Raw genomic sequence first — 13,947 nt, forward strand, 5'->3', positions numbered from 1 at the left:
TATATTTGTTTTATTAAATTGTATTAATAACGCGCTTTATGGAATTGTCTGCCAATATTGCCAAATCGGTGTTCAACACATTCGACCATAATATATACATCCAGTTCTCCTGTTTCAATTTCGTAGTGTCTGATGCGTCCTTTCCAGAGAGATGTATTGAGAGTCGGGATGAGTATTGGATTGTGTCGTCAACAGGGGCTTGATTTCATCAGAGATGGCAGACGTGCGGCAGTTGGTTTGAAAGAGTCGGCCCAGCTGTCTGATAACTCCCCAAAACCAGCCGTCAACATCGGATGTATCGCGAAATGACTGGAGCATGGATATGTGGTCTTGGTGGAAATATGAGGCTTTTCTGATGCGGGCAGCGGGTGACTGACGGGGTGTTTTTGTTTCCGTATTGACCGGATTGCTTATGGCTTTCTGCACTTTTTCTTTCAGCGCGATTGTTGCCGGTTTCTCGCGAATGATGGCGTTGCGTATTTCGGGGTCCTGAGGACAGAGATGAATTCCGATATTATTTTTATATTCACCTATGGTTTTGCTTACAGGCGCATGCTTTGTGCTGGCTAAAATCTTTCCGGTTCCTATGTAGTCATCCGGCTCGTCGCCAAGCAGTATCGCCTGTAAATTCAGGAAAAAGTCTCTTTTTTTATAAGCGGCTAAAATGGAAGGACTATTTAGCAGGTAGGGCTGCAGAAATTCTATCTCATATAATTCAGTAAAAACTTCAAGGTCTTTTTTGTAGTTATTGGTTTTTCGTGCATACTGGCACATTTCATCGGTTATGGTTTTTTCCAGATCATTGACAGCTTTCTGGCATATTTGTAAGGCGGCAATGATTTTTTCTTCATCAGACAAGTTCCTGGATGCTCCCTGGAACGTAAAAAATCCAAATAACATAAAAATGACTCCGGTTTCATTTCTAATGAGCGCGCATGGTTTTGCGATAAGAAGTGTGTGAATTCTTCGAGGCGTATTTAAGCATATAAACAATCAAGCTGTAAATAACGCTGGCCCGGCAGTCGGGATCAAGTTTTAGTTATCTTGTTTTTAGCAATCGGCTCCTTACCTCCTTAACATCGCAAATTCACTATTCCGTATTTATGTGATTATGAATTTATAGGGTATGATGAAAATGGCATTGACAGGATGACAAGACCGGAAATCCGGTATTTCAATACCTGGGTGGTCAGCCGGTTTTGGCCAAGATGAGATTATTACTCATTGTAAGGCGGCATATATCAGGTTCTTGCTAAGGAGTTGGAGTGCAGAGATCTTGTTGCTGAAACAGGCAGGATGGAATGAGAAATACGTTTTTTTTAAAACAAGATATTGTGCCTTTGCTAAAGCTGGCCATACCGCTTGCCTTGACCGGGTTTGTGCAATCGGCTGTCTGGTTCTTTGAGACAATATTTTTGGCGCATTTGGGACCGGATACGCTGGCTGCGGGTTCACTGGTGAGCTGGCTGTTTGGTACTTTGGCAGTCATTTTGTTTGGAGCGTTGAGTGCTATCAACATTCTGGTGGCGCATAAACACGGTGAAAACGACCAGGAAGGCATTGCGCTGGTTGCGCGTGACGGATTGCTGATGGCTGTCTTGCTGGTGATCCCTGCCATCCTGTTATTCTGGAACATGTCACCGGTCTTTCGCCTGTTCGGCCAGCCGGAATCAATCGTCGTTTTGGCTAAAACTTATTTACATGCCTTATCATGGGGAATGCTCGCCAATTTCATGGCCATGGCTTGTCTGGAAGTCATCATGGGAATAGGCCACGCGCGGTTAATTCTGGCATTTAACATTGTCTGGGTGTCACTCAACATCAGCTGGAGTTACATTTTAATCTTTGGAAAGCTGGGTTTTCCGGCATTTGGCATTGCCGGCGCAGGATGGGGGATGACTGTCAGCTCCTGGCTTGCGGCATTATTGCTGATCGTGTTTATACTGGCCAACAAGCAGTACAAGGTCTTTTTTCGTCATGTATTAAAATTGATCAAACCTTCCTGTTTGATGGAATTATTGCAAATCGGCTTGCCCATGGGGTTTATGTTTTGCGTGGAAGTGGCATTTTTCTTCGCGCTCACGTTATGCATGGGATTGATCAGCAGCCGTATGCAAGCCGCCAATCAGGTGGCACTGCAATATCTGGGCTTGTTTATGTCAGCCATGTTTGCGATTGCACAAGCCGTGACTGTCAGAATGGGCCATTTGCTGGGAGCGAAAGATATCCATTCGGCAGAAAAGGTAAACTATATAGGCATTGGTATCGCCGCCGCGTTTATGAGCCTGGTCGCCATAGCGTATTGGGCGTTTCCCGCGCTGTTAATCTCAATCGATTTTGATATACAGAATCCCGATAATCAGATAATTATCAGCGAAATAAAAAGCCTGCTGGCGGTGAGTGCCATATTCCAGATCATTGAGGGAGTACGCATCACATTATTCGGTTCCCTGCGCGGTTTGAAAGACACGCAATTTACCTTGCTGACTTCTATCATCAGCTTCTGGTGCATAGCATTGCCTGTCGGCTATCTGTTGGCGATCTACCTGAAAGCAGGCGGCCCGGGTTTCTGGTGGGGTATGGTCATGGGGGCGGGATTGAGTGTGTTATTGTTGCAGCGGCGGTTTAAAGGGAAGATGAAGCAGTATTATCCCGGCTAACAGGGCGAGGGTAAGTATCGGGGTTGCCAAATCAATTCGCGAAGTGCTAATAAATTTATTAGAAAATCAAACAGATATCAGTGTCCGGCCCTTCGCATCCGGAGGCTGTGGAACGTGCTTTGGAATAGGATTGAATCGTGTATAATGAGGCAAATCAAATATCTATCAAACAAAAATTAAATATTAGCGCAGTATAAACGAGAGTGGTAAGACCGATGAACGCTATTAATGCTAATGCCGTCGCAAAAGAAAACCGTACGATCTCTTTTGTCTATGCAGGCTGGTTAGCTATCGCTTTATTTTATTTTTACCAATACATACTGCGCGTTGCTCCGGGTGTTTTGGTGACCGATTTGCGTCAGACCTTTCATTTAACCGCAGAGCAGTTTGCGACACTCGGTGCATTTTATCTTTACGCCTATTCCTTGTGCCAAATCCCTCTTGGAATTATTGTCGATTATATTGGTGTACGTAAAACAGTAATCGCTTCCATTATGCTGTGTTTAAGCGGCACGTTTCTATTATCTTTTGCGCCGACGTTGGAAGTCTTGCAGATCAGCAGAATATTAGTCGGCATAGGTTCTGCGTGCGCATTTATGTGTTCGTTAAAAATCGTTGTGGATTATTTGCCCGTTGGGAAGCGTGGTTTTCTTATGGGAACCACCTTGACGCTGGGTACCCTGGGCGCAATTGTGGCTGGAAAACCGCTTGCCTCATTGGCAGATCACGTTGGCTGGCGGCCAACTGTTTCATATACCGCTCTGTTTGGCTTGGTCATTTTATTGATAACCTTTCTATTTCTGCCGCGGCCACGTAAGGAATTGTTAATTCCGGTGTCACAAGATATCGTGCGTACTGTCTCCCGCTCTTTGATCGATGTTTTCAAGACACGGGCCATCATGATGTATTCCATACTGGCAATTGGTGTGTATACGCCGCTTTCTGTATTGGCTGATTTGTGGGGTGTGTCATTCATCATGCAAAAATACACGCTGGATCGCACGCAAGCCGCCGAGATCAGCATGATGATGTATTTCGGGCTTGGACTGGGATGTCTCATTCTTCCCTGGCTTAGTGAGAAATATCACTTCCTGAATCGCAGCATCCAGGTTTGCGTTTTTGGTGTCTTGGGCGTATTTGCATTCTTGCTTTACGGCCCCGTCCTGTCTCCTCTCGCGCTTAAAATCACACTCATTCTATTGGGTATATTTTGTGGTGTCGAAATGCTGTGCTTTACTGGTGCAAGCCGATATACACATGCGCGCAATGTAGGGACCACACTAGGGGTGGTGAATACATTAAACATGTTGGGAGGCGGCGTATTACAACAGCTTATTGGCTGGGTGCTGGATCGGTTATGGTCTGGCCGGGCGAGTGACGGCGGTGTGCGTTTTTATAATACGAGTGAATATACAACCGCATTATCAGTCCTCCTGATTGTTATTATAATATGCTGTCTGATGTCCTTGCGCCTGCCAAAAGATTCTTCTAATCCTGCTGTCTGATCGCGCTCGCCATTGGGCGTGTGGCAGGTAAAAATGACAATGAGCTGCTGGTTTGTTTGCTGTTTTTTCAATATACACTTTCTAAAAAGCAAGGAGGCAGATTTTTCACCATATTGATAGCTAATCATCAGAAAAGAGCTAATTTCAAGCTTTTGAAATATTGCCTGATTATCAATTTAATCTTCCTGTATCCAAATCATATTATCATGAATATATATATGGGGAGTAATGCCATGCAATTGCAAACATTTCAATATAGAGACAAGCAAGGATGGTCAGTCAGTTCATTTCCTGATCTGGATTCAGAAAACACGCTTGTATTATTATTTTGCTCGCCTGATTTTAAAAATCAGCCGCAAATTATTCATGAGCTCGCCAAATATTTTCCCAAATCCAAAATTATAGGTTGCTCAAGTGCAGGTGAAATTGCCGGCAATAATGTAAATGATCATAGTATTTCTGTGGCTGTTGCCAAATTTGAAAGAACACCAATAAAAATCGTCAAGACTGAAATTAATGGCGCGGCTGATTCGTATAAGGCGGGAGAAGAGATTGCAAAAGAATTGAACCAAAATGACTTGCGCGGATTGTTTGTCTTGTCTGACGGATTAAAAGTAAATGGAACTGACCTCGTCAGGGGTTTAAATACAATTCAGAAAGGGAATATATCCATCACGGGAGGGTTGGCAGGTGATGGCAGCAGGTTCCAGGAAACGTGGTCGGTATTTAATGGTGAAATTATTAATAACAGTGTGATCGCTGTTGGATTTTATGGGAACCATATTCAAATTGGACATGGTTCACGCGGTGGCTGGGATATTTTTGGACCGGAGCGGCGCATTACACGTTCAGAAAATAATATTTTGTATGAGCTTGATTACAAGCCTGCCCTGACTTTGTATAAGGAATATCTGGGGGATAGAGCATCCGGGCTGCCCGCGACAGGTTTGTTGTTCCCGCTGGCGATACGTAAAGATGAAAACGATTCTCATCAATTAGTAAGAACAATTCTCGCCGTGGATGAGTCTGCGCAATCACTGACATTTGCCGGTGATATGCCTACAGGCTATCTTGCGCAATTAATGCGCGCCAATTTTGATAGAATTATAAGCGCCGCAGATGAAGCTGGTGAAGTCGCGGCAAAAATCATGCTGGGTACGGAAGGAGAAATAACAAAACCAGTGCTGGCTGTGGCGATCAGCTGTGTGGGCCGCCGGTTATTGCTGGGTGAAAGAACGGAGGAAGAAACAGAATCTGTGCTTGAAGCCTTGCCAAAAAGTGCCCAGCAGATCGGGTTTTATTCTTATGGTGAGCTTTCTCCTCATACGACTGGAAAATGTGATTTGCATAATCAGACTATGACATTGACGACCCTGTGTGAAGATTAAGGAAAAAGGTGCGAGTATGGAAAACAGTTTGCATAAATCATTGCAAAGGCAGTTAAACCGCTTCGGTTTTAGCTTGGATGTTTTGCCGGATGATATAAATAAATGGAAGGAATTAATTAAAAGAGTCAATCAAGCGTATCGGGAATCTGATCAAGAGCGTTATCTTTTAGAACGGTCAATGGAGATTTCCTCCGCTGAAATGAAAGACTTAAATTCAAAGCTGGAGGAATCCCAGCATATGGCGTCGCTGGGTTATTGGTATCATAACACGATGACTAAGGAAAATATCTGGTCTAAAGAATTGTACAAAATGTTCAAGCTGGACTTTGACAAGCCGGTGCCGACGATAGATCAAATATTCGACTTGGTGCATGAACAAGACCGGGAAAAGATAAAAGGGCTTGTGAGTAAGGCATTTAATGAGGGTCAAGATTACGAAACGGAAATTCGAATGAAAGTAATCAACACCAAAGATGATTATCACTGGTATCACATCATAGGCCGGCCAAGGAAAGTTAATGACATGCCAATTACTGAACTTGCCGGGGTTGCAATGGATATTACCAAGCGTAAAATTGCTGAAGAAGAAGTCTCGTCATTGCAAAGACAATTAATGACATCAGCGCGGCGGGCTGGCATGGCGGATGTAGCTACCTCCATTTTACACAATGTTGGGAATGTATTGAACAGCGTCAATGTGTCAATTAATCTGATCAGTGAGTATATCAAGGAATCTGATATTCACAAGTTACTGAAAGTTGAGCGCATGATGATGGAAAATGAAGCCAATATTGCTGAATATCTGACTCAGAATGAAAAAGGAAAATTGATCCCAAAGTATTTGTTGGTTTATACGGAAAAATTGCAAGACAATGTTGAAAAAGTCAGGATTGAATTGCGTAATCTGACTGAACAGATTGGGCACATAAAAACAATCACTGAGATGCAAAAATCACTTAGCGGCGTATCTGGTGTTGTTGAAAAAGTATATCTACCTGAGTCCATTGATACAGCCATAAAAATGTGCGGTAATAATATAGAAAAAAGCGGCATTGCAATTATAAAAAATTTTGAAGAGATGCCATTTATTTGTACTGACAATTCAAAGCTGATACAAATTCTTGTTAATTTAATAAATAACGCCAAAGACGCTTTATTGGCAGATAGTAGCGTGAAAAAGAAGAGTATTATTATAAGCATAAAAAAAATATCCCATGAATTTCTATCGCTGCAGGTTAAGGATAATGGAATCGGGATTGAGTATAAAAATCTGACTAAAATATTTTCATTTGGCTTTACGACTAAAACGACAGGTCACGGATTTGGCCTGCACAGCAGCGCGCTTGCTGCCAAAGAGTTAGGAGGGAAACTGGAGGCCCATAGCGACGGACCCAGACAAGGAGCCTTGTTTGAATTGACACTTCCGCTGCATCATTATGAGAGGAGAAGTGAAAATGAGTCAGAACCAGAACTTGCGTCTCATCATCATAGATGATAATCCCGCCATTCATCAGGACTTCATTAAAATATTAATGACATCCAAGCCCAGGGAAAAACAAGAGACAGACATTCAGTTAATGGAAAAAACACTCTTCGGAGAGGAAAATAAGGAGAATCTGTTGCCGCAGTTTGAAATTGACACCGCTACGCAAGGCAAGGAGGGTTTTGAAAAAATTGCCAGGGCAGTCAATAATGGAAATCCCTATGCGCTTGCATTTGTGGATATCAGGATGCCGCCTGGCTGGGACGGCATTGAAACAATCAAACATATATGGGAACTGGATTCCAGCATACAAATCGTCATTTGCACGGCGTATTCGGATTATACCTGGGAAGAAACTGTTGAACAGCTTGGACATAAAGATAATTTGCTTATTCTCAAGAAACCATTCGATACTGTATCAGTGCGTCAACTGGCATGTGCATTGACAAAAAAATGGCAGCTGATGCAGGAATCAAAAGAATATACTTCATCGCTTGAAGAGCGTGTGCGGAGGCGCACTGAGTCGCTGAATAAATCATTATCTATGATGCGTGCGACACTGGAATCATCCGCGGATGGAATCCTGGTTGTGAGCAATGATGGAACGATAAGTGATTTCAACAATAAATTTATTGATATATGGCATTTTCCCGAGTCTGTTATCAATACGCATAAGTTTGACATCATGCTGGAATATATTTTTACAATTATTAATAATGCCGATGAATTCAGCGAGCAAATTAATAAAGTCAGAGTTAATCCTGGCGAGATCATTCTCGGTCACATCAAATTCAAGGACAACCGGATTTTTGAATATTATGCGCAGCCATATACAATCGACAATCAGATGATAGGCAGAGTATGGAGTTTTCGTGATATTTCAATACGTGCTTCACTTGAAGAAGAGCTTCAATATCAGGCGACACATGATCTTTTGACAGGCCTGCCCAATCGGGTCTTGCTGCGCGACCGTTTAAAGCAGGCAATGGCGAATTATGATCGCAATTATGTTCAATTTGGCATTTTATTCCTGGACTTGGATCGCTTCAAACTGATTAATGACAGTATCAGTCATGAAGCAGGAGATTATATTCTTTGTTCAGTCACTGAAAGACTGAAATCAGTATTGCGTAATGAAGATACACTGGCCAGGCTGGGTGGCGACGAGTTTATTGTCATTGCCAATAACATCAAAAATATTAATAATCTTGCTGACCTGGCCAAAAAACTGCTGGAAACGTTTGATGATCATTTCATCGTTGAAGGTAACGAAGTCATGTTAAGCACGAGTATAGGCGTTTGTCTGTATCCTGACGATGGGAAAAATGTTGATCTGCTTTTGCGGAACGCGGATATCGCCATGTATCACGCTAAAGAATTGGGTGCGAATCAATATCAATTCTATACAGATGAGCTTAATGAAAAAAACCACGAACGCCTGATGAAGGAAATGGAGCTGAGGCAGGCTATTGAAAACAACGAGTTCATTCTGTATTTTCAACCACAATTTGATTTAAAAAGTGAAAAATTAGTTTCTGTGGAAGCCTTGATTCGCTGGCAGCATCCGGCCAGAGGTTTAATTCCCCCTCTTGATTTCATTCCGCTGGCAGAAGAAACCGGACTCATTGTTCCTATCGGGGAATGGGTTTTGCGGTCTGCGCTGAAACAAATTAAAAAATGGCAAAATGAAGGGCTTCCAGAAATACGCGTCGCTGTCAATATCACAACAAAACAGTTCAAACTATACAATCTGGTCAATACCATCACGGAAATTCTAAAGGAAACAAGAGTCGAGCCTAAATTTCTTGAACTGGAATTAACAGAGAATATGATTATCAATAATGTCGATATCATTAATACGGTTCATCAGCTGAAAAAAATGGGCATTCAAATTGTGCTTGACGATTTCGGGACAGGATATTCCAGCCTGAATTATCTGCGTCAAATTCCAATTGACCGTTTGAAGATAGACCAGTCTTATGTCCAGAACATTGATTCCAAGCGCGGCGACGATGTCATTATACAAGCCATTATTGCGATGGCCAAGGGCATGAATCTGGAGGTCCTCGCAGAAGGTGTGGAATCTGAAAGCCAGCTCGAATATCTAAAAAAACAGAAATGCGGAGAAGTGCAAGGATTTTATTTTAGCAAACCCATATCTGCAAATGATTGTGAGAAATTGTTAAGACAATGCGTCACATCAAATCTGGAGGACGAAACTTTGGTCTAGGCATTATGAAGCGTCACATCAAAATGACCAGGGATCAAGACAAATAAATAAAAGGCCGGCAATTGACAGGCCTTTTATAGTTTAGCTATGACAATAACTGTTAATTCATAATATTTGTTTTAATATACGTGCCTGTTATGACATTGAAAGCCAAGTAATGATAACGCTATTCTCATGATTATTTAATAACATGATTAAGCCGCGTGGTGATTGTCTGAATTGAGTTGGGTGAGGATATATGTTATTAATGGACTAATGACCATGTGAGCAGATAATCCATGACGCCAATCAAACTGCTTGTATATTTACTGTTAAGCATTTACCCCCTCTTTTGTCAGGCAAATCAGATTATAGTTTCCGGTACGGGTGATATGCATTGGCTGCCGGTCAAAAATATGGAAATGCCCAGAATACATTATGCAAACGGCGGATTGCCTGATCATCCGATTAATATTTGCCGCGCACCGCTTCCCGCTTCTACGGCGCAGGCAACACAACAAACAGTCATGTATCCTGGAATGCTGACACCTGGCGGGTGTGAAATTGCTTATGACGGTACCACCAAAGTTATCAGTCGATTTTATTTATTGTCTGGTCAGGATAATGAATTACGCTGGATACCGATTGCTGATGTCAAAAAATCCATTGGCACAGCAAACAATTCTTCTGGCAATCCTGCCACGCTTGTGAGAGATTTACCGGCATTTGACGTGCCTGTGAACTATCCTCCTTTTGTTTTGGGCGTATCATTTTCAGATACAATACGCCCTTATTCAGGTCTGCTGATTAACGGTGGTGCAGCCATTATAGGAGGTTATGGAAATGGTAATCCTGTGTTGATCTGCCGGGTCAGGCAAAATGGCGGATACGCGATCGGGAGGCAGGTATTTTTCACTGCCAGTAATAACAAAGATCAGGATGCCTGCCATGTGGGTGTGAACGGGAAGGAAGTCAGCGTCCAGAATACTTATGAATTATTGTTTTGTGCTAATCCGCAATCAAAGTGCAATAATCTTACCGATGAGCTGTTAAATCAGGCGACAAGCGGTAATAAATTACTCAACTAGAAAACAGGCCCAATATTTGTCGCGGGATAGGCAGGTCTGCGCAGCGGGTATTTTGGCTAAATTAGTGGTCTCTTTAGGCAATTTATGGTAATTTAATACACAACAAAGTGAAGTTGCACAAAAGAGAATGGCGTATGTTATCGATTTATAAAACCGTAATATTACTTGTTTGTTCTAATGCTTTTATGACTTTTGCCTGGTATGGTCATTTAAAAAACCTTGAAAATAAAGCCTTATGGATAGCAATTCTTACAAGCTGGGGCATCGCATTTTTTGAATATATGTTTCAAGTCCCGGCTAACCGCATTGGTTTTGCCAATGGTGTTTTATCACTGGCGCAACTAAAAATTCTGCAGGAAGTCATTACCCTGGCCATTTTTGTCCCGTTCGCCATCTTGTATATGCGCCAACCCATATCATGGAATTTTCTTTGGGCAGGATTGTGTTTGGCAGGAGCGGTTTACTTTATTTTCCGCTAACTTGACGACATATGATTAATCCAGTGACGCAGATTATTTGATAGCCGCCCTTGTCTGTGTAATTCCTGAAACGCTGATTTGTCCACACTATTCATCAGTCGAAATTCACCCAGGACCGAATGGATAGGCCAGCATTGCTGTATAAGCGTCAGGATTTCGATTAAATGATCTGATGTGTCCAGCGCAAGCCAGGGTTTGAAACATGCATGTTGAAGTTGTTGGTATTGACTTTCTGACAGTGAGAAATTCAGCTTTGCCCTGTGCAGGCAATTGAGAAATGAAAAAAAAGGATGAGTGATGACTACTTCACCCAAATCAATGATTGTTGATTTTTTGGTGGAAAGGTCAATTAAAATATTTTTATCATGAAAATCAGCATGACCAAATGTTTCCTTGATTTTATAATGTGACAATTCCTCGCAAATTGAAAAGAGCGCTGGCTCTAAAACTCTTAATTGCATTAACTCATCGTTATTTAATCCGTCATTAATCAAAAGCATTTCTTGAGCAATCAGGTCTTGATACAGTTTCGGCAGATTTTTTAATCGCCAGTCAGGCACGCCTGTATCCAGAAATCTATGGATTTTATCAGAGGTCGATATCTGCAGCCTGGTATAATCCTGCATAGCCTGGATTAAAATATCAGGTTGGAAATTTTGTTTGAAATAATCATGTAAGGGTTTTCCTGCGTTTTTCATTAAAAAACAATGCTGCCTTTGATTGACCGCAATTATGGATGGAACATTGGCGTGGAATTCATTGGATAAGATATTAATTATCCTGGATTCCAATGACAGTGCTGGCGGTACTTTCTTTAAATAGACCGGGCCTTGATTTGTTTTAATGCAGCAAACCATTGACCATGGTGTTTTCTGAATAATTTCAGGCTGAGAGGCATGAATCAGATATCCGGCATCCTTTAAAACAGTGATGGCCCAAAGCATGTGAGAGTTAGTCATTATTTACTTTTCCCGCGAACCGCATAATGCGTTTTCTATCATTAAGTATCCCTATATATCCGGAGTGTAATATCAGTCAGTATAACGGTAACCAATACGCATGATGAGAATTATCATGGTTAGCCAATCATTCTAACATTATCATCGACAGTGCGGCCAGGCGGCCGCAAATTATATTTCAGATGAAAAAACTCATAACGTCATGATATTTCGTCTTGTGGTGCCGCATCTCCAGTGTCATAATCATTCCCTTTATTTTCCATGATATACGTGCGATTCCCGGATAGACTACTAACAAAAAGGAGATAGGTATGAAGTTTCGCTTGACTGCACTGACAGTGGCTTTAGTGATGGCAAATATTGCTTGCGCTGCTACGGAAATTGACTTGCGCCGTCAGTCAGTATCCTATATTGAAAACAAGCTTTCTATGCAGACTCATAATAGCATAGTGAAAATTGAAAAAATGCGCACAGACACTGATTTCAATGGCGCCACGCATACTCGAATTCGCCAATTCTATAATGGCATACCTGTATGGGATGCGACGGGTGTCATTCATACCCCCAGGAATAATAAGATTCGTAAAAATATGCTTGTCAATATTGATGTCAATACGACCATGAACGGCGTCATTTATGAAAATATAGAAAAGGATTTGATCGGTACACCTGCGGCCGCATTAACATCAAGCGCGGCATCTAAAGCCCTGGAAGCTGCAAAAAATTGGCACGCAAGAAAATCACGTTTGACTGTTGATTCTTTCAAGAATGGAAAGTCACTGCCTATTATTTTCATTGATGATAACAAACAAGCACATCATGCCTACCTGACCAGCTTTACTTATGCAACCGCATCTGCGATGCATCGTCCCACTTCGATTGTCGACGCGGTTACACACCATGTTTATCGCAGCTGGGAGGGTATTTTCACTGCACATGTTCAAGAAGAGGAAGCCATCAACACGGCGCGCGCTAAAGTAAAAAAAATGTTGAATAATGACGATCCTGCTCAGCCTGGTCTGTATGACATTGCCGCGGGCGGCATTGGCGGAAACCCAAAATCAGGCGAGGTGATTTATGATGGTGGACAAGGCAATAAGCCTGCGTTAAACATGAAGGCCATGGACATGGAAGTGGAAATGATTCCTGGAAATCCCTATAAAATGACTTTTTGCGTTCTTATGAATGATGATATTAGTGTTGTTGATACGGCCACGGGAAGCGAGGTTGTAATCGACATATGCATGCCAAATTCAAGACTGCACAAGGGAATTGCCTGGCTCAGCATGAATAAAAACCAGACACGCTGGGACGCGGATGAAATGAATGAAGGTTATTCACCATCGCTTGATGCATTTTATGCTGCTGTGATGGTCAAAAGTCTGTATCAGGACTGGTTTGGTGTGCCGGCTTTGATTGACGAGGAAGGCAAGCCCATGAAATATCTGATGCGTGTTCACTTTGGGCGAAAATTTGACAACGCTTTCTGGGATGGGGAGCAAATGACTTTTGGTGACGGCGGCAGTATGTTTTACCCCCTCACTTCTGTAGGTGTGACCGCGCATGAAATCAGCCACGGTTTTACCGAGACACATTCAGGCATAGACGGTTCAAAACCGCAAATGGCCGCATTGCATGAGTCATTTTCCGATATGGCTGCCATTGCGGTTGAAAACTATATGACTGGCAAGAATGGCTGGGATATTGGCCGTGAAATCAAGAAAGATGAGGGAGCGTTGCGTTATCTTGATAATCCAACTAAGGATGGCACTTCAATCGACCATATGAAGAATTTTGATGATACGGAGGCGCATGGAGGCGCGGGCGTGACCAATAAGGCATTTTACCTGCTGGCTACAACAAAAGGCTGGAATACACGCAAGGCCTTTGATGTCATGGTTAAAGCCAATATGCATTACTGGACATCAAGTATGAATACGTTTAACGATGCGGCTTGCGGTGTGGTTTCAGCGACAAAAGATTATGGCTATGATGTCGCTGATGTGCGCATTGCGTTTGCCAAGGTTGGCGTTGATACTGATAATTGCGATGCAAAATAATTTATAAAGGAAAAAGAGCAGGTTCTTCCATTTCTGGAAGAGCTTGCTTCTTTATGTGGCGCCAGATTGGCTGAAGCGGTTAGAAGTTTGGCGATTGCGCGGGGAGCCTGCCTGGT

At 42.4% G+C, this 13,947-nt stretch carries 10 protein-coding genes; 8 read left to right on the forward strand and 2 right to left on the reverse strand.

Annotated features, from left to right (window positions below):
- Positions 1-114: 114 nt before the first annotated feature.
- Entirely contained in the window at positions 115-900 is a 786-nt protein-coding gene (locus AQULUS_RS03510) for a hypothetical protein (protein ID WP_148338707.1), read from the reverse strand.
- 401 nt (positions 901-1,301) lie between these two features.
- Between AQULUS_RS03510 and AQULUS_RS03515 the strand changes: the two genes are divergently transcribed.
- From AQULUS_RS03515 to AQULUS_RS03545, 7 genes are all read left to right on the forward strand, one after another.
- On the forward strand, positions 1,302-2,660 hold the full coding sequence (locus AQULUS_RS03515) for an MATE family efflux transporter (RefSeq protein WP_148338709.1): 1,359 nt from the start codon (positions 1,302-1,304) through the stop codon (positions 2,658-2,660).
- Positions 2,661-2,875: 215 nt separating this feature from the next.
- The gene (locus tag AQULUS_RS03520; RefSeq protein WP_148338711.1) at positions 2,876-4,165 is read left to right on the forward strand and encodes an MFS transporter; all 1,290 of its coding nucleotides are present in this window, start codon (positions 2,876-2,878) and stop codon (positions 4,163-4,165) included.
- Positions 4,166-4,398: 233 nt separating this feature from the next.
- The gene (locus tag AQULUS_RS03525; protein ID WP_148338712.1) at positions 4,399-5,553 is read left to right on the forward strand and encodes an FIST signal transduction protein; all 1,155 of its coding nucleotides are present in this window, start codon (positions 4,399-4,401) and stop codon (positions 5,551-5,553) included.
- A 16-nt stretch (positions 5,554-5,569) separates the two neighbouring features.
- On the forward strand, positions 5,570-7,048 hold the full coding sequence (locus AQULUS_RS03530) for a sensor histidine kinase (protein WP_148338714.1): 1,479 nt from the start codon (positions 5,570-5,572) through the stop codon (positions 7,046-7,048).
- A complete protein-coding gene (locus tag AQULUS_RS03535; RefSeq protein WP_172622718.1) occupies positions 7,008-9,266 on the forward strand; it encodes an EAL domain-containing protein in 2,259 nt (752 codons plus the stop codon). The genes AQULUS_RS03530 and AQULUS_RS03535 overlap by 41 nt, the downstream gene beginning before the upstream one ends.
- A 278-nt stretch (positions 9,267-9,544) precedes the next feature.
- Positions 9,545-10,333 (forward strand): DUF3421 domain-containing protein, encoded by a 789-nt coding sequence (locus AQULUS_RS03540; protein ID WP_148338718.1) that lies wholly within the window; start codon positions 9,545-9,547, stop codon positions 10,331-10,333.
- Between the two features lie 134 nt (positions 10,334-10,467).
- On the forward strand, positions 10,468-10,812 hold the full coding sequence (locus tag AQULUS_RS03545) for a DMT family protein (protein ID WP_148338721.1): 345 nt from the start codon (positions 10,468-10,470) through the stop codon (positions 10,810-10,812).
- On the opposite strand, the gene AQULUS_RS03550 is transcribed toward AQULUS_RS03545, so the two are convergent.
- Entirely contained in the window at positions 10,809-11,771 is a 963-nt protein-coding gene (locus AQULUS_RS03550; protein WP_148338723.1) for a phosphotransferase, read from the reverse strand. The genes AQULUS_RS03545 and AQULUS_RS03550 overlap by 4 nt on opposite strands.
- Positions 11,772-12,082: 311 nt before the next feature.
- Between AQULUS_RS03550 and AQULUS_RS03555 the strand changes: the two genes are divergently transcribed.
- Entirely contained in the window at positions 12,083-13,831 is a 1,749-nt protein-coding gene (locus tag AQULUS_RS03555) for a M4 family metallopeptidase (RefSeq protein WP_148338725.1), read from the forward strand.
- Positions 13,832-13,947 lie beyond the last annotated feature (116 nt).

It is taken from the genome of Aquicella siphonis, from assembly GCF_902459485.1.
Lineage (GTDB): Bacteria > Pseudomonadota > Gammaproteobacteria > DSM-16500 > DSM-16500 > Aquicella > Aquicella siphonis.

Coding starts and splice junctions, on each gene's coding strand:
- AQULUS_RS03520 (WP_148338711.1), top strand. CDS start 2,876: ATGAACGCTATTAATGCTAATGCCGTCGCAAAAGAAAACCGTACGATC.
- AQULUS_RS03535 (WP_172622718.1), top strand. CDS start 7,008: ATGAGTCAGAACCAGAACTTGCGTCTCATCATCATAGATGATAATCCC.
- AQULUS_RS03530 (WP_148338714.1), top strand. CDS start 5,570: ATGGAAAACAGTTTGCATAAATCATTGCAAAGGCAGTTAAACCGCTTC.
- AQULUS_RS03515 (WP_148338709.1), top strand. CDS start 1,302: ATGAGAAATACGTTTTTTTTAAAACAAGATATTGTGCCTTTGCTAAAG.
- AQULUS_RS03510 (WP_148338707.1), bottom strand. CDS start 900: ATGTTATTTGGATTTTTTACGTTCCAGGGAGCATCCAGGAACTTGTCT.
- AQULUS_RS03555 (WP_148338725.1), top strand. CDS start 12,083: ATGAAGTTTCGCTTGACTGCACTGACAGTGGCTTTAGTGATGGCAAAT.
- AQULUS_RS03540 (WP_148338718.1), top strand. CDS start 9,545: ATGACGCCAATCAAACTGCTTGTATATTTACTGTTAAGCATTTACCCC.
- AQULUS_RS03550 (WP_148338723.1), bottom strand. CDS start 11,771: ATGACTAACTCTCACATGCTTTGGGCCATCACTGTTTTAAAGGATGCC.
- AQULUS_RS03525 (WP_148338712.1), top strand. CDS start 4,399: ATGCAATTGCAAACATTTCAATATAGAGACAAGCAAGGATGGTCAGTC.
- AQULUS_RS03545 (WP_148338721.1), top strand. CDS start 10,468: ATGTTATCGATTTATAAAACCGTAATATTACTTGTTTGTTCTAATGCT.